Source organism: Chitinophaga lutea (assembly GCF_003813775.1).
In the GTDB taxonomy this organism is placed as follows: Bacteria; Bacteroidota; Bacteroidia; order Chitinophagales; family Chitinophagaceae; genus Chitinophaga; species Chitinophaga lutea.
The window spans coordinates 2,454,762-2,474,092 of the sequence record NZ_RPDH01000001.1; the positions used below are offsets into that span (position 1 = coordinate 2,454,762).

Annotated in this window: 17 protein-coding genes; 9 read left to right on the forward strand and 8 right to left on the reverse strand. The window is 54.6% G+C overall.

Annotated elements, in window-relative coordinates; all coding sequences use genetic code 11:
* Positions 1-102: 102 nt before the first annotated feature.
* Positions 103-720 carry a DinB family protein gene (locus tag EGT74_RS09925; protein WP_123846349.1) on the forward strand — a complete coding sequence of 206 codons (618 nt, stop codon included), beginning with the start codon at positions 103-105 and terminating at the stop codon, positions 718-720.
* Between the two features lie 314 nt (positions 721-1,034).
* On the opposite strand, the gene uvrC is transcribed toward EGT74_RS09925, so the two are convergent.
* The 4 genes from uvrC to gpmI all read right to left on the reverse strand — a co-directional run bounded on the left by uvrC (position 1,035) and on the right by gpmI (position 6,602).
* Entirely contained in the window at positions 1,035-2,870 is a 1,836-nt protein-coding gene (uvrC, locus tag EGT74_RS09930) for an excinuclease ABC subunit UvrC (RefSeq protein ID WP_123846350.1), read from the reverse strand.
* Positions 2,871-2,872: 2 nt separating this feature from the next.
* Entirely contained in the window at positions 2,873-3,442 is a 570-nt protein-coding gene (locus tag EGT74_RS09935; RefSeq protein ID WP_123846351.1) for a hypothetical protein, read from the reverse strand.
* A gap of 228 nt (positions 3,443-3,670) precedes the next feature.
* Positions 3,671-4,957 carry an LVIVD repeat-containing protein gene (locus EGT74_RS09940; RefSeq protein WP_123846352.1) on the reverse strand — a complete coding sequence of 429 codons (1,287 nt, stop codon included), beginning with the start codon at positions 4,955-4,957 and terminating at the stop codon, positions 3,671-3,673.
* A 121-nt stretch (positions 4,958-5,078) separates the two neighbouring features.
* Positions 5,079-6,602, reverse strand: a complete 1,524-nt coding sequence (gpmI, locus tag EGT74_RS09945) for a 2,3-bisphosphoglycerate-independent phosphoglycerate mutase (RefSeq protein WP_123846353.1) — start codon at positions 6,600-6,602, stop codon at positions 5,079-5,081.
* Positions 6,603-6,845: 243 nt separating this feature from the next.
* On the opposite strand from gpmI, the gene EGT74_RS09950 reads away from it, so the two are divergent.
* The 4 genes from EGT74_RS09950 to EGT74_RS09965 all read left to right on the forward strand — a co-directional run bounded on the left by EGT74_RS09950 (position 6,846) and on the right by EGT74_RS09965 (position 9,430).
* Positions 6,846-7,241 (forward strand): DUF4783 domain-containing protein, encoded by a 396-nt coding sequence (locus EGT74_RS09950; protein ID WP_123846354.1) that lies wholly within the window; start codon positions 6,846-6,848, stop codon positions 7,239-7,241.
* 97 nt (positions 7,242-7,338) lie between these two features.
* Positions 7,339-8,199, forward strand: a complete 861-nt coding sequence (gene nadC, locus EGT74_RS09955; protein WP_123846355.1) for a carboxylating nicotinate-nucleotide diphosphorylase — start codon at positions 7,339-7,341, stop codon at positions 8,197-8,199.
* A 5-nt stretch (positions 8,200-8,204) separates the two neighbouring features.
* Positions 8,205-9,089 (forward strand): diacylglycerol/lipid kinase family protein, encoded by an 885-nt coding sequence (locus EGT74_RS09960; protein ID WP_158618078.1) that lies wholly within the window; start codon positions 8,205-8,207, stop codon positions 9,087-9,089.
* Positions 9,090-9,100: 11 nt separating this feature from the next.
* A complete protein-coding gene (locus EGT74_RS09965; protein WP_123846357.1) occupies positions 9,101-9,430 on the forward strand; it encodes a translation initiation factor in 330 nt (109 codons plus the stop codon).
* A gap of 55 nt (positions 9,431-9,485) precedes the next feature.
* Here the strand turns inward: EGT74_RS09965 and EGT74_RS09970 are convergent, their stop codons facing one another.
* Positions 9,486-10,469, reverse strand: coding sequence for an aldo/keto reductase (locus EGT74_RS09970; protein WP_123846358.1), 984 nt, complete (start codon positions 10,467-10,469; stop codon positions 9,486-9,488).
* 867 nt (positions 10,470-11,336) lie between these two features.
* Positions 11,337-12,077, reverse strand: a complete 741-nt coding sequence (locus EGT74_RS09975; RefSeq protein WP_123846359.1) for a biotin--[acetyl-CoA-carboxylase] ligase — start codon at positions 12,075-12,077, stop codon at positions 11,337-11,339.
* Positions 12,078-12,238: 161 nt separating this feature from the next.
* On the opposite strand from EGT74_RS09975, the gene rsfS reads away from it, so the two are divergent.
* The 4 genes from rsfS (at position 12,239) to EGT74_RS09995 (ending at position 16,222) form a co-directional block, all read left to right on the forward strand.
* A complete protein-coding gene (gene rsfS, locus EGT74_RS09980) occupies positions 12,239-12,634 on the forward strand; it encodes a ribosome silencing factor (protein ID WP_246008169.1) in 396 nt (131 codons plus the stop codon).
* A gap of 73 nt (positions 12,635-12,707) precedes the next feature.
* Entirely contained in the window at positions 12,708-14,741 is a 2,034-nt protein-coding gene (ftsH, locus tag EGT74_RS09985) for an ATP-dependent zinc metalloprotease FtsH (protein WP_123846361.1), read from the forward strand.
* A gap of 2 nt (positions 14,742-14,743) precedes the next feature.
* The gene (locus EGT74_RS09990; RefSeq protein WP_123846362.1) at positions 14,744-15,379 is read left to right on the forward strand and encodes a LutC/YkgG family protein; all 636 of its coding nucleotides are present in this window, start codon (positions 14,744-14,746) and stop codon (positions 15,377-15,379) included.
* Between the two features lie 78 nt (positions 15,380-15,457).
* A complete protein-coding gene (locus EGT74_RS09995) occupies positions 15,458-16,222 on the forward strand; it encodes a UDP-2,3-diacylglucosamine diphosphatase (protein ID WP_123846363.1) in 765 nt (254 codons plus the stop codon).
* Positions 16,223-16,374: 152 nt separating this feature from the next.
* On the opposite strand, the gene recO is transcribed toward EGT74_RS09995, so the two are convergent.
* Together recO and porZ are read right to left on the reverse strand one after the other, a co-directional pair.
* Positions 16,375-17,109 carry a DNA repair protein RecO gene (gene recO / locus EGT74_RS10000; protein WP_123846364.1) on the reverse strand — a complete coding sequence of 245 codons (735 nt, stop codon included), beginning with the start codon at positions 17,107-17,109 and terminating at the stop codon, positions 16,375-16,377.
* Between the two features lie 17 nt (positions 17,110-17,126).
* The gene (porZ, locus tag EGT74_RS10005; protein WP_123846365.1) at positions 17,127-19,289 is read right to left on the reverse strand and encodes a type IX secretion system anionic LPS delivery protein PorZ; all 2,163 of its coding nucleotides are present in this window, start codon (positions 19,287-19,289) and stop codon (positions 17,127-17,129) included.
* Between the last annotated feature and the right edge of the window lie 42 nt (positions 19,290-19,331).

The window sequence follows — 19,331 nt, forward strand, 5'->3', positions numbered from 1 at the left end:
ATGCCTGCAATGTAGGCGCTCTGAATCCCATAAATCTTTGCGCAGGCAAAGATTTATCGCCGCCGGCCACTGTACTTTTGTACCGTATTTAAAAACAAACATATGCCCGCCTTCAATAGCAAAACATTATTGCAGGAGCTTCACAACGACGTCAGCAGCCTCCTCAATGTGCTCAACTCCCGCATTATGCCCCAGCCCCGCGCCGCGCTGCTGCAACCGCCCGCACCCGGCAGCTGGAGCGTTATCCAGTGCCTCGACCATCTGAACAGCTATGGCCTGTATTACCTGCCGCAACTGAAAGCGGCGCTCGACAGGGGAGAGCACCGCGGCTTTCCCGCAGCCGCAACATTCAAAAGCGGCTGGCTCGGTAACTATTTCACCAACCTCATGCAACCGAAGCCCGATGGCGCACTGAAATCAAAGATGCAGGCGCCCAAAGACCACCGCCCCACCCCGCAACCGGATGCGGAGAAGGTACTCGCCGAATTCACCGCACAACAGGAACAGCTGCTGCGCCTGCTGGAACGTGCGCAACGGACAAACATCGGGCGGGTGCGTGTGCCGATTTCACTGACGAAGCTGATCAAATTGTCTGCGGGAGATACATTCAGGTTCCTGATCGCGCACGAACAAAGGCATATATTGCAGGCATTGCGCGCACTGCTGGTGGCAACAGGCAACAACAATACTGCAGTATCGATGCAGTATCTCGCCGGTTGATTGACCAATGAGTTTGCGTGTTTTCATTTATTACTGCGATGTTAATGCAGTGTTGTAAAACAGCAGTTTTAAAATTATAGTTGATTCTCTAAAATGCCCGGTGGTAAAGGCTTTCAGCCCACCGGGCATTTTATTGTCGATAACAAACACTTAACAATAGTAATACGTGTTGAATACTACTTTAGTATTAACAATTAGTGAAAGAATATGCCGCTCACGGCATTTCAAAAATAAATCTGTGTCTTTTAATGGTTAACTTGGGGAAAGAGCCTGGTTCTCAAACCGGGCTCTCTTTATTTCAGTACGGTTGTTTTTTATGATGCCGTTTCCTCGTTGCCGTTCATTTCTTCGCCATGGAAATGCCGCCAGATCAGTTGCGCTTTGCTTTGGCCCACTTCTTTCACAAGCTCTTCCATACTCAGCTGTTTTACTTTATTGACGGACCGGAACTGCTGTAATAGCTGTGTGGCGGTGTTTTCGCCGATGCCTTTGATCGCTTCCAGTTCGTTTTTAAAGGTGCCCTTGCTGCGCTTCTGCCGGTGAAAGGTGATGCCGAAACGGTGCACTTCATCGCGGATGCGGCGAATGAGCTTCAGGCTTTCGCTGTTGAAGGGGAGTTTGATACTTTCCTTATCGCCGGGAAAGAATATTTCTTCCTCGTTTTTCGCCAGGCCAACCACCGTCATGCTGCCGGTGAGCCCCAGTTTGTAAATGCTGTCCATGGCAGCGCCCAGCTGTCCCTTGCCGCCGTCGATGATCACCAGCTGCGGCAGCGGCTGCTGTTCGGCCAGTAACCGATTGTACCGGCGGTATACCACTTCGCTCATGGACGCGAAGTCGTTGATGCCTTCCACTGTTTTGATATTGAAGTGGCGGTAATCTTTTTTGGACGCCACGCCGTCCCTGAACACCACGCAGGCGGACACGGGATAGCTGCCCTGGAAGTTGGAGTTATCGAAACACTCGATGTGCACGGGAAGCTCCTGTAGTTCAAGGTCGGCCTGCAACTGGTACAGTACCTTTTTCTTTTCCATGTCGCTCTTGCCTTCGAGTAGCAGCATTTTTTTCTTGCGCAGCTCTTCACGGAAGTACTCCACGTTTTTGGTGGAAAGATCGACCAGTTTCTTTTTATCACCGCCTTTGGGCACCGTCAGCGTAACGCCCTCCGCCGGAAACTCAATCCCGAACGGCACCACAATCTCACGGGCGTTGCTCTGGAAGGCGTCGCGGAGATAGGCGATGGCATAGCTCATTACTTCTTCGTCGCTTTCTTCGAGCTGTTTTTCGAGGGTGACGGTTTTGGTGTCGGCGATGGTGCCGTTGAGCACGCGCAGGTAGTTGACGTAAGCAAAGTTGCCGTCGGTGATGATGGAGAACACATCCACATTGCCCACGCGCGAGCTCACGATGGTAGAGCGGGCCTGGTAGGCCTGCAGGCTCTCTATTTTTTTACGCTGTATTTCGGCTTTCTCGAATTCCATATTGGCGGCATGCTCCTGCATGCGCGCTTTAAAAATATTGAGCACGGGCGAGAGGTTGCCGCGCAGGATCTCTTTTACCTGCTGCAGCCCTTCGCGGTAATCTTCCTCTGTTTGCAGGTCTTCGCAGGGGCCTTTGCAGTTGCCGAGATGGTATTCGAGGCAGACCTTGAATTTCCCCTTTTTGATGTTCTGCGGGCTGAGGTTGAGGTTGCAGGTGCGCAGCGGGATGTTGTAGCGGATAACGTCGAGCACCTCCCGCACGCGGCCTACGGACGTGAAGGGGCCCAGGTATTCGGAGCCGTCGCGGATAAGGCGGCGGGTGAGGAATACGCGCGGAAAAGGTTCGTGTTTGATGACGATGTAAGGGTAACTTTTATCGTCTTTCAGCTCGATGTTGTACCGCGGCCGGAACTGTTTGATGAGCGAGTTTTCGAGCAAAAATGCGTCCTGCTCGGAATCCACGATGGTAAACTCGATATGGTGGATGGTGTCCACCAGTTTGCGGGTTTTATAGTTGTCGTGATTTTTGACGAAATAGGAACTGACCCGTTTGCGCAGGCTTTTGGCTTTGCCGATGTACAGCAGTTCGCCGTCGGCCCCGAAGTATTTGTAAATACCCGCTTGTGTGGGAATGGTATGAGAAATCTGTTGAAACTCCGCTGCTGTCATGTTTACGCTTTTGCCGGGAGAAACCAGGCCTGCACTTCGAGGTGCTCCGGTTTCATAAAAATGATTTTCTGAAAGGTGCTGACCCGCAGCTGCCGGCTGCGCTCATACAATATCTCCTGCCGGTATTCATACACCAGGTTGCTGGTGTAGGCGGTTACTCTCGCCGTTTTGATGCGGCCGTCGCGGTCCACATCGAGGATCAGCTGGTAGGGATTGGTTTGTTTTCCTTTGGATTGCAGGATGAAAGTGGTGTCACCCGCCACCAGCTGGTTCACGATGGTATCGGCATCGTAAGCATCGGCCAGGGACGGTTTGCTGATGTCCGCATCCATGAGTGGGCGGAAGAGCGCTTCCAGCGAGGCGCTGTCGCGCACGAGCGCGGAGTCTGCCTGGCCATTGATGCGCACCACCTTGCTAACGTTCAGCTGCTGGTTTTTCAGCCGGGCGATTTCATCCCAGTAATAATTGCCCAGTGCCCGGTAGCTGGTATCCTTTCGGGTGATTGTCATTTCTTCTTTTGGCAAGCCGCAACCGGCTGCCGTCAGCAGGCATAAGTACGCAATCCACTTCATTTATTAGTCTTTTTATCGGTCTGACGGAACTTTGTTTTCATCAGAACAATATTAGTCAATTGATGGGGCAATCCCCGGCGCCGCAACGCCTTACCCGCAAATTTACCCCAAAAAAATAATGCGCCGTGAAAACGGCGCATCTGATGCATGAGCAAATCTGTCGAGAGCACTAAAATTCTTGGCCTGAGAGCCAATTCAGTCGGAATAAGTTATGACGGCGCTGAAAGATCAGCGTGTTTTGTTCGTTATCTGGATCCTGCTCACCATGACAGGCTTGTTCATGGTGTAGTAGCTGTACTGGTAAATCCCGTCGGCGGCGCTCACCAGCAGGCGGCTGCCGCTGTCGAACGGAATGACGTCGTAAGCGTTCAGGCCTTCCTCCAGTTTGGTGGTTTCGATCCGGTTGGGCCTGGAGGCGTCCATAAACCGGAGCCCGTGCGTTCCTTCGCACACGAAAAGTTTCCCGTTATCAATGGCCAGCCCATGCGGGTTTTTGAGATTGTATGTGGCCAGTTTTACGGGTTTGGTCACATCCTTCACATCATACACCAGTAACTGGTTCAGGGTGCCCTGGCAGGCATTGCCGGAGCGGATGGTCACATACGCCGTGGTGCCTTCCACCACCACCGGGTCGCAGGCCCTGAAGTGCGTCACCACCGATTTGCGTTCGGGTTTCGACGGGTCGGCCAGGCCGTAGATGTACATGGCGGTCCGGCTGCCGATGAACAGGTTGTCGCCATAAGGGAAAATCGTTTCCACGAATCCCCAGCCTATCGGTGTAACGGGGCCCGCTACAGGCTCAACCGGGTTCTGCAGGCTGAAAGAGCGCAGCGTACTGGCATCCACCGTATACAGGTAATCTTTCGCAATGGTGAAACGGGCCATGGAACCGCCTTTGCCTGGTCCGCCGCTACCGGCCTTCGCGCCGGCCATCGAACTGGCTTCGGCGTTGGAAAACATGACTTCACGCCCTGGCGTTACACATGCAACATCGTAAACGGTATCTCTCACTGTATAACTCACCACAATGGAATCGGGCTTGCCGTAATGTGAGTAACCGATGATATAACCCTCCCGGTCACTGGCGTAACCCAATGAGTTTTCCAATGTCTTGATCTTCCGCACATGGGCCGGGTCGCTGATATCGAACAGCAAAAGATCCATGAAGCTATCGGCATACAGGATGTTGCCTTTCACGGACATATCCTGGTTGCCTTTTATACTGATAAACGACACCTTGACCGGCGCTGAAGGGTTGCTGTTGTTGATGATATGAATGCCTTCTCCCGGTTCGCTGACCAGGATGTATTGCCCTGTGATGTAAATTTTGCCGGTGCTGCCGATTTCACGCGGGGCCTGCGCCACGCCGGCGGCCGCCCTTACATCGGCCAGGGCCATCATAACAGGGGTATACAGTTTGGTGGTGATTTTCCTGTTGCACTTATCTTTCGCACATCCACCGAGCATCAGCGCAGCCAATGCCAATAACGGGAAGATACAAAGCAGCTTACGCATAGGGGGACGGATTTGAAGGTTAAACGGGAGGGGTGCGGGAAAAGTTACAGCGGGGGGAAAATAATGTAAAAGGGGATGCGCGCGGCATCCCCTTCACTATGAATCAATTGTACGTAGGCTGTTACACCAGCAGGTTGCCGGTCATCTCCTTCGGCACGGGCAGGCCCATGAAATGAAGGATGGTGGGGGCGATGTCGCCCAGCTTGCCGTTTTTCACGGCGCCTTTGAAGTCCTGGCTGATAATGAAGAAGGGCACTGGGTTCAGCGTATGCGCCGTATTGGGCGTACCGTCTTCGTTGATCATATAATCGGAGTTGCCGTGGTCGGCCGTGAGGAAGATCACGTAGTCGTTCAGCAGGGCGGTGGTGACTACCCTGGCCACGCAGGCGTCTACGGTTTCCACGGCTTTGATGGCCGCGGGCCAGATACCGGTATGGCCCACCATGTCTGCATTCGCAAAGTTCAGCACGATGAAGTCGGCCGTTTTTTGCTCCAGTTCGGGAACGATGGCGTCGGTGAGCTCGTAGGCGCTCATCTCGGGCTGCAGGTCGTAGGTCGCTACTTTGGGGGAGGGCACCAGCAGGCGCTTTTCTCCGTTGAAAGGCGTTTCGCGGCCACCGGAGAAGAAGAAAGATACGTGCGGGTATTTTTCCGTTTCGGCGATGCGGATCTGCGTTTTGCCGTTTTGCTCCAGCACTTCGCCGAGCGTCATCACCAGGTTGTCGTTGTCGAAAATAACGTGCACGCCGTGGAACGACTTGTCGTATTCGGTCATGGTAGTATAATTCAGCGCCAGCGGCTGCATGCCGAACTCGGGGAATGCCTGTTGGGTCAGCACTTCGGTGATTTCGCGGCAGCGGTCTGTTCTGAAGTTGAAGCACAGCACCGCGTCGCCGGCCTGGATGGTGGCGATGGGCTGCTGCGCCGCGTCTGTAACGATGATCGGTTTGATGAACTCATCAGTCACGCCTTCCGCGTAGGAAGCTTTGACCGCCGTCAGCAGGCTTTGGGTGGGATTGCCGATGCCATGCACGAGGGCGTCATAGGCCAGTTTTACCCTTTCCCAGCGTTTGTCGCGGTCCATCGCGTAATAGCGCCCGGTCACGGAAGCGATCTGCCCGGTGGTCTGCGCCAGGTGGTTCTCCAGGTCTTCCAGGTAGGCCAGCCCGCCCTTGGGGTCGGTATCGCGGCCGTCTGTAAAGGCGTGGATGAATACTTTTTTCAGCCCGCGCTGCTGCGCGATGGCGGTGAGGGCTTTCACATGGTTGATGTGTGAGTGAACACCGCCGTCGCTCACGAGGCCGATGAGATGCAGGGGTTTGTCGTTGGCGAGGGCATAGTCGATCGCCGCGTTCAGGGCTTTGCTGGCAGCCAGTTCGCCGGTGCGAACGGCGACGTTGATGCGCTGGAGCTCCTGGTACACGATGCGGCCGGCCCCGATGTTGAGGTGCCCCACTTCCGAATTGCCCATCTGGCCCTCCGGCAGCCCCACGTCTTCACCACAGGTGATCAGGGAGCTGTGAGGATATTGCTCGTATAAACTATCTACAAAAGGGGTGTTGGCGTGCTCTATGGCGTCGGCGGCAGGAACTTTGCCCTGGCCCCAGCCATCCATGATGATCAGGATCGCTCTTTTATTTTCCATACAATAATCCGTTGTGCGTTTTGAGTGAATCGGGTCGTGAAATTAATAATAACATCCCTTTCCGCATTTAAAATTTTCATTTTACGGTAATCCTGCACTTATTTTTACATGTTATTCATTTATAATAGATTTGCCGCTGCATGATAGCACAATGATGGGATATTAACTGATCACCAGCAAATTGGCACAGTTTTAGCACCTTTTATTGTTGATAAAAGTATAATACGACTTAAAAAACGGATAATGAAAAAACTAATCTTTTTGCTGGGGGTACTGGCAGCTTGTGGTATGTTCACAGCTTTTACCCTGATGGCGGGACCGTTTGAAGACGTGATCAGCGCCATTAAGCAGGGGGATGCCGGTAATCTGGGAAAACACCTCGACAATACGGTGGAGATCAATATGATGGGCAAGTCCAATTCCTACAGCAAGGCACAGGCAGAAATCATACTGAAGGACTTTTTCGGCAAAAACAGCGTAAAATCTTTCGAACTGATCCATAAAGGCGGCCCCGAGGGCGGCTCCCAGTTTGGCGTAGGGAACCTGGTGACTTCCGGGGGAAACTACCGTACCTCTTTCTTCCTGCAGAAAAAAGGAAGCACATTTGTACTGAACGAATTACGATTCGAGAATAAATAACGGAAATTCAGCTTAAGAACAAGGAAATTGTAAAAGGCTTTCGCAATGGCGGAAGCCTTTTTTGTTTGTAACTTGCCATTCAACTTTTCAGATTTACATGTTAGAGAAAGCAATACTGACGGATTTTATCAGCAAGGCACTGGCGGAAGACATCGGAAACGGCGACCATAGCACCCTTGCCTCCATTCCCCCCACCGCCCGTGGCTCCGCCCGGCTGAAGATCAAGGAAAACGGCGTGCTGGCCGGAATGGAAGTAGCAGAAGCGGTGTTCCGGTACCTGGACATGTTCACCGAATTCCGCCCCTTCAAACAGGACGGCGACGATATGAAAGTCGGCGAACTGGCTTTCGAGGTGGATGCGGCCGTGCATACCCTGCTGATGGCCGAGCGCCTTGTGCTGAACTGCATGCAGCGGATGAGCGGCATCGCCACCCTTACCCGCCAATACACCGAAAAACTGAAAGGTTACCATACCAGGGTGCTCGATACCCGTAAAACCACCCCCAACTTCCGCCTGCTCGAAAAGGAAGCCGTGCGCATCGGCGGCGGGGTGAACCACCGGATGGGGCTCTATGATATGATCATGCTGAAAGATAACCACATCGATTTCTGCGGCGGCATTACCCCCGCGGTGAATAATGTGGTGGCCTATCTCCGGCAGAAAAACCTCTCCCTGCAGATCGAAGTGGAAGCCCGTAATCTCGACGATGTGAAGGAAATTCTCGCGGTGGGCCAGGTGCACCGCATCATGCTCGACAATTTCACGCCGGAACAGATACCCGCCGCGCTGGCGCTCATCAACGGCCGTTACGAAACCGAAGCATCGGGCGGCATAACCCTGGCTAACGTGGAAGACTATGCGAAAACCGGCGTGGACTTCGTATCTGTCGGCGCCATCATCCACCATGCCGTGAGCCTCGACCTGAGCCTGAAAGCCGTTATCAACCCCCACAAATAGTTGTTTTGAGGAAGATACTCATCATCATTAACCGCAAGGCTGGCACTGACCGTGAGAAACGGCTGGGCGAGGCCATCCGCCGGCACTTACCGGCCGGGGAGTTTGCGGTGGAAACCACCTACCTGCAATACCTCGGCCATGGGGCGGACCTTGCGCGCGACGCCGTGCGGCGGGGCGTGGATACGGTGGTGGCCGTGGGCGGCGATGGTTCGATCAACGAAATCGCACAGGGGCTGCTGGGCTCCAGAACGGCATTGGCTATTGTGCCCCTGGGGAGTGGCAACGGCCTGGCCCGTGCCCTCAAAATACCGCTGGATGCTGGTTTGGCGCTCGAAGTGGTAGCCAATGGAGAGAAGCGGCCCATGGATGCCGGCTTCGCCAATGAGCACCTTTTCCTGAGCAATGCCGGTGTGGGCTTCGATGCCCTCATCGCCGACCGTTTCCGGCACAGCAAAAAACGCGGCCTCATCAATTATGCCCGCCTCGTCATCGGCGGGTTTTACAGCTACCGCCCCGCGGCCTACAGCATCCGTGTAGACGGGCAGGAGCAGGGCCGGAAAGCTTTCCTGATGACGGTGGCCAATGGCAACCAGTTCGGCTACGAGTTCAAGCTGGCCCCGCAGGCCAGCGTGTTCGACGGTTTGCTGGATGTTTGCCTCGTGCCGCCCCTGAGGTTCTGGGACCTGCTGCCCCTGAGCATCCGCTCGCTGCGCGGCAGCATTCAACAGAGCCGTTACATGGAACACTTCACCGGTAAGGAAATCGAAGTGAGCAGCGACGACCTCAACTGTCTGCAGGTTGATGGCGACGCCGTGCCGCTCACCAACGGAAAAACGGTGTATTTTCGCATTGCGCAGGGCGCCCTGCAGGTGATGGTGCCCGCGCAGTAAAAACCAGCATTATGAGCAAGAAAAAAACAGGCGGCGGTATCGTATACTCCACCGACCCGAATTTCTCCTACCAGGACGATATCCCCGAAGAACAAAATACCTTGCCGCCCGCGCAGCAACAGCTGAAAGTGAAACTCGACACCAAACAGCGCGCAGGTAAAACCGTTACCATGGTGGATGGTTTTATCGGAACGAATGAAGACCTTGAGAAACTGGGCAAAGACCTGAAAACAAAATGCGGCACCGGCGGCAGCGCCAAAGACGGCCTCATCCTTATCCAGGGCGATTACCGGGAAAAAGTGGTGAAGTGGCTGCAGGACTGGGGCTATAAAGCAAAATAAAAAACCGCGAACGGCGGGGTTTCCCGGCCATTCGCGGTCTGTTGTTCGCTTTCCGCTACCGGTTCACCAGTTTCAGCGCGCCTTCGGAGTAGCGTTCCCCGCTGATGGAATACCCGCTCATCAGCTGGTTGATTTCTTTCACATCTTTTTCAGAGAGCTGCACATCCACTGCCGCGGCGTTTTCCTGCAGGTATTTCCGGCGTTTGGTGCCGGGGATGGGGATAATGTCGTTCCCCTGCGCCAGCAGCCAGGCCAGGGCCAGCTGTGAGGTGGTGCAGTGTTTGCCTGCGGCTACGGCTTCGAGCGCTTCCACGATTTTCAGGTTGTGCGCGAACGCATCTTCCTGGAAACGCGGCAGGCTGCGGCGGAAGTCGTTCTCGTCGAGCGTTTTCACGTCTTTCATGGCGCTGGTCAGCGCGCCGCGGCCGAGCGGGCTGTAAGGCACCACGGCGATGTTGAGCTCGCGGCAGGTGCCGAGGATCTCTTTTTCGATGTCGCGCACAAACAGGGAGTATTCGCTTTGCAGTGCGGCGATGGGATGCACCGCATCGGCTTTGCGGATGGAAGCGGCGGAAGCTTCGGAGAGCCCGAGGTAACGCACTTTCCCTTCTTTCACCAGTTCAGCCATGGCGCCGACGGTTTCTTCGATGGGCACTTCCGCATCTACGCGGTGTGCGTAATAAAGATCGATGACGTCCGTGCCAAGCCGCTTCAGGCTTGCCTCACAGGCTTTTTTCAAATATGCGGGCGAGCCGTCGAAATAGGTGCTGTTGTCGTCGCGGACGCGGAAGCCGAACTTGGTGGCGAGAAAAACATCCTTGCGGCGGGTGGCCAGTACTTTGGAGAGCTGCTCCTCGTTGAGGCCTTTGCCGTACATGTCTGCCGTGTCCCAGAAATTGATGCCCAGGTCGAGCGCCATCTGCAGCGTGGCCTGTGATTCTTCATCGTCGCGTTGCCCGTATGCAAACGCCATTCCCATACATCCCAGGCCGATGGCTGAGACTTTTTCGCCGGATTTTCCCAGTGTTCTGTATTGCATAATAAAACAGGATTTTATGGTTACAAATGTACGCGGCGCCGGAATGTGCGGTGTTGCGCGATTCAAACAAGAAATTGCAAAAATCAATGTGTCAGTGCCCGCGTGGGTTTGGGAGGAAATGCAACGTTTGTTGCACTTTTTAATTTGGATAGTTTGAAAAGAAATTCCATCTTGTACACCTCCATTTATTGACCAAAATCAGGGACACGTTTCCTATGACTGGCGTTTTTGGAGAAGCCGGTTGTCTTTACAAGTTCCACTTCTCCAAAAGCCAGTTGCTAATTAACTGGCTTTTTGTTTTTCCTTTTTTCTTCCTGCTGATCCCGTTGCCGTTTTTAAAGATCACGCAAACTATCGTGCCTCTTTACCGTTGCCTCTGCCCACCATCAGCCTTGATTGTTTTGCGCACTTCCGCGGGGAATATTCCTGATGTTTAAAGCGTGCGGGCGAATGCCGGTTACGGGGGAATCGCTTTTTATCAGGCAGCGTTTTACCTCCATACATCAGAATCGCTGGATGGTGCTCCGTTCGCAGGCGGCACGTTCGCAAACGGCCGCATCTTCCTTTACGGCGTAAAGGTCCCACATTTTTACCGGTTACATCGTGCATGAACGGAGAAATAACGTTGCCGGACAGGAGAAACGGGCCCTATGGAGCCCGGAAAAACGGTTTTCAACGAAGGATGAACGAACCTACACTGGGGGAATAACGAAGGATGAGCGAAAAAACGGAGGTTCGTTGAAGGTTCGTTCGTCCTTCGTTGAAGCTTCGTTGAACACGGAGGTGAGCCCGCTGTAACCCCCGGAAATAGGGGGTTTTTTCAGATTGCCCCCTTGAAACACTGGATGGCACCCGGTTTGCTGATGTTTACCGTGCAAAAATGAATTCCACCTCCCCGAAGCCCAGTTCCAGCATGTCGCGTCCCTTTTCGAGGCAGAGGCGGCCGTCGGGCAGTACATCGCGGATGACGCCCTGGAAGATTTCGCCGTTTTTTTTGTAGAGCGCCGGCTCGTTGAAGCGGATGAGCGCGGCTTTGTATTCCCCGAGCAGGGTTTCGAACCGGCCGGGCTCCAGTTGGTTGCGGCGGCGGTCGAGGCAGGCACAGAGCTCATGCGCCAGGTCAACGCTGTTCCAGGTTTTCCCGGTGATCTGCCGGAGCGATACCGGGTTGGTGAGGCTTTCCGGGAAATGAGGGGTGTTGATGTTAAGGCCGATGCCGGCTATGGCATATTGCCAGATATTGCCGCGTAACACGTTCTCTATCAGGATGCCCCCTGCCTTTCTGTCACGCCAGTAAATATCGTTGCTCCACTTGATCCGGGCCTCGTCGCCGGCATATGCAGAAAAGAAGTCATGTGCGCCCAGGGCCACGGCCACGCTCAGCATGAATTGCTCAGACAGGGCCAGGGCGGGCTGCAGCACGGTTGTTAACATGATATTCTCGCCGGGGGTGGAATGCCATTGTTTGCCCCGCTGCCCTTTTCCGGCCGTCTGCTCCATCGCAAACCAGGTGGCGCCGTCTGCCACCATGCCCTCGTTCACCCGGGCCATGGCATAGTTATTGGTGCTGTCTACAGTGTCCAGCACGTGAAATGGGTTACCGATCACTCCGCCAGTTTTATCGTTGAGGAACAAAGTAAAGCATTTTAACAATTTTTTACCGCTTCATTCGTCCTCTCATATATAAGCGTATATGATATTTTGGCGCTGGTTTAGTAATTTTGGAGATTAAAGATTATTTTTAACAAAAACAGCATTTATTGGCACCCTTGACCATTCTTAATAGCAGGAAAAAAGCGGCGGCACGCATCACCCGGAACAGCAAGATATTTACTACCATCATAAAGGCCATACAGGACAAAAAAGGGGAGAATATCGTTTCCCTTGATCTGCGCAAGATCCCTGAAGCGGTTGCAGACTTCTTTATCATTTGTGAGGCCAATTCCAATACGCAGGTAAAAGCCATAGCGGACTTTGTGGAAGAAGAAGTGAGAATGCATACAGGGGAAACCCCGTATAAGCATGAGGGATTTACTGCGCAGCAATGGATTCTGGTTGATTATGTGAACATTGTAGTACATATTTTTATCCCTGAAACCCGTAAGTTTTACAAACTGGAGGAGATGTGGAGTGACGCGGAGCAGGTGGAACACCTTGAAAACTGAACAAAACCCCCGGTTTTGTATTAATTATTTGTATAAACAGACAACAACACTCACGTAAAGGAGCGAAACGATCATGGAAAAAGGAGGCAACAACTATAGTAAGGGATCAGAAAAATCTCCGAAAAAAGGGCCAAAGTTTAATATATACTGGGTTTATGCCTTCATTGGCATTGCCTTGCTGGCAATGAACTTTGTTGATCTCGGCAACAAACCCAAGGAACTGACCGGTTTTAAACAATTCCAGCAGGAATACCTGCGCACAGGCGACGTTGACAAGCTGGTGGTAGTGAATAAAAGACTGGTGGAGGTTTACATCAAAAAAGACCGGTTGAACGATCCCAAGTACGAAACCGTTTCAAAAAGCCGTTTCGGACAAGCGAACCCCGGTCCGCATTTCCAGTTCACCATCGGCAGCGTGGAAAGCTTCCAGAAAGAACTGGACAAGGCACAGGCGGATATGCCGCTGGCAGACCAGATGAACGTGTCTTACCAGGACCGTCAGAACTGGTTCGATCCCCTGATGCAGATTTTACTGCCCATTCTGCTTTTGATAGGCATGTGGATATTGCTGATGCGTAAAATGGGCGGCCCTTCCGGCGGAAGCGGCGGACCCGGCGGCATCTTCAATATCGGCAAATCCAAAGCCACCCTGTTCGACAAAGGCACCCGTGTGAACATCACGTTCAACGATGTGGCCGGTCTCGACGAAGCAAAAGTGGAAGTGATGGAAATCGTGGATTTCCTCAAAAACCCGAAAAAATACACCGCACTCGGTGGTAAAATACCTAAAGGCGCATTGCTGGTGGGCCCTCCGGGCACCGGTAAAACGCTGCTGGCCAAAGCGATGGCAGGCGAAGCACAAGTGCCCTTCTTCTCCATGAGCGGTTCCGATTTCGTGGAACTCTTCGTGGGCGTGGGCGCCAGCCGTGTGCGCGACCTGTTCAAACAGGCCCGTGAAAAAGCGCCCTGTATCATCTTCATCGATGAGATCGACGCTATCGGCCGTGCACGTGGTAAAAACGTGATGATGAGCAACGACGAGCGCGAGAACACCCTCAACCAGCTGCTGGTGGAAATGGACGGTTTCGGTACCGACAGCGGTATCATCATCCTCGCCGCCACCAACCGCCCGGATGTGCTCGACAGTGCGCTGCTGCGCCCCGGCCGTTTCGACCGCCAGATCTCCATCGACAAACCGGACCTGGCCGGCCGTGAGCACATCTTCGACGTGCACCTGAAACCCATCAAAACTTCCCCCAACCTCGATATCAAAAAGCTGGCTTCCATGACGCCCGGTTTCGCCGGCGCGGACATCGCCAACGTTTGTAACGAAGCGGCCCTCATCGCCGCCCGTAAAGGCAAAACGGAAGTGGAAATGGAAGACTTCAACGATGCGATCGACCGTGTGATCGGTGGTCTCGAGAAAAAGAACAAGATCATTTCTCCCGAAGAAAAAGAAGTGATCGCCTACCACGAAGCAGGTCACGCTATATGCGGCTGGTACCTCGAGCATGCCAACCCGCTGGTGAAAGTAACCATCGTGCCGCGTGGCGTAGCCGCCCTCGGATACGCGCAGTACCTGCCCAAAGAGCAGTACCTGTACAACACCGAACAGCTGATGGACGATATCTGCATGACGCTCGGCGGCCGTGCGGTGGAAGACCTCGTGTTCGGCAAAGTATCCACCGGTGCGCAGAACGACCTGCAGGTGATCACGCGGATGGCTTACGCCATGGTAACCGTATACGGTATGAACGACAAGATCGGTAACGTGTCTTTCTACGACCCGAACAGCGACCAGGCGTTCACCAAACCGTATTCGGAAGAAACGTCCAAAATGATCGACCATGAGGTACGCCTGCTGATCGAAAAAGCCTACGAGCGCACCAAAGCCCTCCTGGCCGATAAAATGGACAACGTGAAACTGCTTGCGCAGGAACTGCTGAAGAAAGAAGTGCTGTATAAAGATGACCTGGAGCGCCTCATCGGCAAACGTCCTTACGATACGCACAAGGAGCATCATCTGAATAAAGAAGGCATGACCACCGACGGTGTGCATCCTTCCGACATCATCAACCCTTCACCGGCTAATGTAATTTCAGAATAAGGATGAAAGTATCTCCTGCCAAAGAAAATATCCTGAAAAGAGTCAGGAATGCGCTCAGCCAGCCGGTGCAACTGCCGTTTCCCAACGCGGAAGGCAACAACCCGGTGTTCGAGACCAAACACGACGGACTGGAAATGAAATTTGCCGAAGAGTTTTCGAAACTGCAGGGTAAATTCATCTTCTGCTCCAGCCGCGACGAACTGGCGGAAAACCTCCAGGCGCTTGTGGAAAACAAAGAGTGGACGCATGTGCACTGCAAAACGCCTTCGCTCGAAAAAATACTGGAACCTTACAAACCGGCGTACCTGAACGTCGGCGATATGTACACGCTCGATGCGGCCATCACGGATTGTGAATGCCTCGTGGCCCGTACCGGTACCCTCGTATTATCGGCCGCACAGCCCTCCGGGCGCGCCCTGCCGGTATTCGCGCCGGTGCACATCGTGATCGCCTACACCCATCAGCTGGTGTTTGACCTGAAAGACGGCATCGCCAAAGTAAAGGACAAATACCAGGGCCAGCTGCCTTCCATGATCTCCTTCGCCACCGGCCCGAGCCGTACGGCGGATATCGAGAAAACACTGGTGGTAGGGGTGCACGGGCCGAAGGAAGTGTACGTTTTCCTGCTCGATGAATAGCGAATGATTATTGAATACAATACATGTAAAATGCAAAAGGAAATCATCACTTTTGCATTTTACATTTAAGCAAGTACCATGGAACTGTTATTACCGGAAGGCAAACGCATCTACTTCGCATCAGACTTTCACCTCGGCGCTCCCGACATGGAAAAGAGCCGCGAGCGGGAAAGGCTGGTGGTGCGCTGGCTCGATGAGGCCGCCCGGGACGCGCAGCACATCTTCCTGGTAGGCGACCTGTTCGATTTCTGGTTCGAATACAAACACACCATCCCCAAAGGCTATACCCGCCTGCTCGGCAAACTCGCCGAACTGCGCGATAAAGGCATCGGCATTTCCGTTTTCATCGGCAACCACGACATGTGGATGGACGGCTATTTTGAAGAAGAGCTGGACATTCCCGTGTATTACGAGCCGCAGACCTATACCATCGCCGGCAAACGTTTCTACATCGGGCATGGCGACGGCCTCGGGCCCGGCGACCACGGCTACAAGTTCCTGAAAAAGGTGTTCCGCAACCCGCTATGCCGCTCTCTCTTTTCCCTCATTCACCCCAGCTGGGGCATTGCCATGGCCAATTACTGGAGCCGTAAAAGCCGCGCCTCCACCGGCTCGCAGCTCGAAGAATTCCTGGGCGAGGAGGATGAATGGCTGGCCATCTACAGCAAGGAAATCCTGCAGAAAGAACATTTCGACTACTTCATTTTCGGGCACCGCCACCTGCCGCTCGATTTGAAAGTGGGCGAAAACAGTCGCTACATCAACCTCGGCGACTGGCTGAACTACCATTCCTACGCCGACTTCGACGGCCAAACGACTACATTGAAATACTACGGGAAATAAGACGCGGGCAGTTCAGCCGCTAAAGCGGGAAATCATCCCGGCCGCCATTTGCTGTCAACGGCGATAAGCCGGAAAGCCGGGCACAGCATTGCTTCCAAATCCATTTTTCAGAAAGCTGCCATGCGCGTGAAGAAGAGGGGTGTATTTCCCCATTAGCTCAGTATCTCATTCAATATCGGCGGCGAATGCAGCTCCGTGAAATCGGGGATGTGCAACTGGTAAAAATCGAGGTAGGCGTACAAAAGATTCCTTCTCCTGTCTTTATTCAATTCAATTTTCCCGAGATCGGCGGGATGGCGGATTTGCTGCAGCTGGTCGGTGATCTGGCTCGACACTTCGTCGAGGTACTGGGTATGGTGCGGCGGCAGGTCGGTGAAAATGCCCTGCTGCAGATCGAGGTAGGGAGTGTAGGAAGAATAGCGCCCCCCGAAGTGGAAGCCCAGGTGGGCGGCCAGTCTGAGCGTAAAATACAGCGGCAGGTTGGCCGCCGCGGCGGAAGTGGCCGCGTCGAGCGCTTTAAAACTGTCGGCCGCGAAGTGATACAGTTCCGGCTGTGCTTCCGGCTGTTTGAGGGTTTTCTGCAGCAGTTCGATGAGATAGAGGGCCACCGTGTTTTTCACGATGTTCACGTGCATGGAAGTATATACATGTCCCAGTTTGAATTCCGAAATGCGCTGGAGGTTTTTCTGTTCGTGGTGGTACACCACCAGGTCGAGGATGTTGCCGGGTTGCAGCAGGTTTCCCTTTGCCGCCTTCGGTTTGGAGGAACGCACCCCGTTCACGATATACGATTGTATACCGAACAGCTCTGTGAATATGCTCAGGATAAGGCTGGTGTCGCCGTATTTGACGGTGCGCAGCACTATTCCGGGTGTTTTATGCAGCATGCTGCAAAAGTCGGTTATCAGTGAATAAATACCAGTTTTGTGACGATTTTTTCCCTGCCGGTATCGTCTGAAGCAAAAACGAGATACACGCCGCTCTGCGGGCGGCGCCCGGTGTAATCCCTGCCATTCCATACCGCCTGCCCGCCGTGGGCACGGGTTTGATATACGAGGCGGCCGGCAGCGTCGGTGATTTTCACCACCGCGTTCTGCACGAGGCCGCGGATGGCGATGGTGCCTTCGTAACGGGGCGGTACCGGGTTGGGGAATACCAGCACCTCGCCGCCCTGCACGTTTTCTCCTTCGGTAGCGGTGCCCCGCCAGGATAGCAGGCCAGCGGCCGTGGCAAAAAACACCTCGCCGGTGGCGGGGTGGACGACGATGCGGTGGATGATATCTGAAGGCAGGGGGCTGTTGGCGGCGTTAAAATGTTCGAGGATCTTTTCCCCGGCGGGCGATACCAGCCAGGCGCCGTTCTGCGTGCCCACCCACTTGCGGTTGGCGCCGTCCACCGCGATGGCATTGACCTGCTCGTTCTGGAACAGGTAACCAGCGAAATTATCCTCCCGCAGCACGGGCCAGTAGGCCTCGCACATGGTGGCGGGGCATTGCACCACGGCCACTCCCCTGGCGGTGCCTATCCAGATATAACCGTCTTTATCCTTTGCGATGCAGCGCACGTCGGCCGACGGCAGGTTGCCCTGGCCGGCGCCGGGTTTGTAGAGTTTCCAGCGGTCGTCCGCGACATTGTCCGGCCCTGTGCCGTGGTTGAAAACAAATACGCCATTACCCCGTGGGGATACGATCCATTTCTGGTCCGCATCGTCTACCAGCACCTGGCTAACGGCATTGCCCGTATGAAATATGGGGATCGAAAAATCCAGCCAGGTATTGTCGGGGCGGCGCATATGCAGGTTATATGCAGCCCCGAAGGTGCTGACCCACAGCCGGCCTTCGCGGTCGGTGGCGAGACCGCTGAGGAGGGAGTCTCCACCGGGTTTGACGGTGGTATTGGCGCCCACGGCGAGCAGTCCCCCGCCGAAAGAGCCGGCGAACATTTCGTTACCGGCGGCGCTGAGGGTGATCAGGTCGCGGAGGGCGTCCGGGTAGGGGAGATGCCGCCATTCTTCCTGTTCGAATTTATACAGCCCCGAAGTATTGCGGGTGCCCTGCCAGTTGGCGGTCACCGTGCCGGATGCGGCCCAGAGCACGCCGTTGTGCACCTGCATCTCGCCGGTGACGATGCCGTAAGGCGCATTGGGTGTGAAGTTGGCGGAACTGCCATTGCTGAACCTTATCAGCCCGTTTTGTGCGTCGGCCACCCAGGTAACCTGCCCGGCGACGGCGGCCGCTACCGGGGCGGGTGTCGGAAATGTGGCCGTGGGTGCGCCGGTGGCCGAGAGCTGCAGCAGGCCGCCGGGCTGGGACACGAATACCGCGCCGCCCGATACGCCGATATGTGAAATGGGGGAGCCGTTGGTGAACCAGCGCTGCCGTGCGCCGCTTTGCAGCAGGAATATCGTGTCGCGGTGGAGCGCCAGCAGTTGATTGTTGACGGTGGCAAGGCCGGTGGCGCCTCCCCAGGCGCTCATGGTTTCCCAGCTGGCGGGGTCGGCGAGGTTGCTGCCCTGTTGGGGCGCCCGCCGGATGCCGGCGGCGGTGGCGGCGTAAAAGTATTGTGCGTCCTGCGCCAGGGCCGTAACGGCGCCGATGCGGTAGCTGTCCGCGATCTCGAGCCGGCTGAGGTTGATGGCCACAATGCCCGCCCCGGTGGCCAGGTAGGCATTATTACCGGTAAAGATGATCTGCCGGGTGCGTTTGTCGCCTGTTACAGGTGACAGTTTGAATTCAGGGATGTTGATGACGGACTCGTTCCGCAGGATGTCGAGATTGCCGTTGGCATAAGCGATGACCAGTGCGGCGCTGGCTTCGTGCAGGCCGATGGCCGCGATGTTTCCGTCGTGCAGGCCATTGACCTTGGTGTAACGGACGATGCTGTTGTCTGAAAAATTCACGGCAAACACGCCCTGGGAAGCAGCGCAGTACACGCGGTCCGGCGCGGCGGCAATGCCCGTTGCCTGCCGCCAGGGCAGGTGCTCCCGCCAGTGCCCGATGGGGATGGGCTGGCAGCGGGCCTTCCATGGCAACAACAGTAAAAAACAAAGGAACAGGCGCATGAACATACTTCCCCAAATGTAATAATTACGATTATCTAATATGCATAA

What these genes read in the sequence shown, in the direction of transcription:
- nadC (WP_123846355.1), top strand. Translation starts at nt 7,339, where the DNA reads ATGTTAGAGAAAGCAATACTGACGGATTTTATCAGCAAGGCACTGGCG.
- EGT74_RS09965 (WP_123846357.1), top strand. Translation starts at nt 9,101, where the DNA reads ATGAGCAAGAAAAAAACAGGCGGCGGTATCGTATACTCCACCGACCCG.
- EGT74_RS09970 (WP_123846358.1), bottom strand. Translation starts at nt 10,469, where the DNA reads ATGCAATACAGAACACTGGGAAAATCCGGCGAAAAAGTCTCAGCCATC.
- EGT74_RS09990 (WP_123846362.1), top strand. Translation starts at nt 14,744, where the DNA reads ATGAAAGTATCTCCTGCCAAAGAAAATATCCTGAAAAGAGTCAGGAAT.
- EGT74_RS09950 (WP_123846354.1), top strand. Translation starts at nt 6,846, where the DNA reads ATGAAAAAACTAATCTTTTTGCTGGGGGTACTGGCAGCTTGTGGTATG.
- EGT74_RS09925 (WP_123846349.1), top strand. Translation starts at nt 103, where the DNA reads ATGCCCGCCTTCAATAGCAAAACATTATTGCAGGAGCTTCACAACGAC.
- porZ (WP_123846365.1), bottom strand. Translation starts at nt 19,289, where the DNA reads ATGTTCATGCGCCTGTTCCTTTGTTTTTTACTGTTGTTGCCATGGAAG.
- ftsH (WP_123846361.1), top strand. Translation starts at nt 12,708, where the DNA reads ATGGAAAAAGGAGGCAACAACTATAGTAAGGGATCAGAAAAATCTCCG.
- EGT74_RS09940 (WP_123846352.1), bottom strand. Translation starts at nt 4,957, where the DNA reads ATGCGTAAGCTGCTTTGTATCTTCCCGTTATTGGCATTGGCTGCGCTG.
- uvrC (WP_123846350.1), bottom strand. Translation starts at nt 2,870, where the DNA reads ATGACAGCAGCGGAGTTTCAACAGATTTCTCATACCATTCCCACACAA.
- EGT74_RS09995 (WP_123846363.1), top strand. Translation starts at nt 15,458, where the DNA reads ATGGAACTGTTATTACCGGAAGGCAAACGCATCTACTTCGCATCAGAC.
- gpmI (WP_123846353.1), bottom strand. Translation starts at nt 6,602, where the DNA reads ATGGAAAATAAAAGAGCGATCCTGATCATCATGGATGGCTGGGGCCAG.
- EGT74_RS09935 (WP_123846351.1), bottom strand. Translation starts at nt 3,442, where the DNA reads ATGAAGTGGATTGCGTACTTATGCCTGCTGACGGCAGCCGGTTGCGGC.
- recO (WP_123846364.1), bottom strand. Translation starts at nt 17,109, where the DNA reads ATGCTGCATAAAACACCCGGAATAGTGCTGCGCACCGTCAAATACGGC.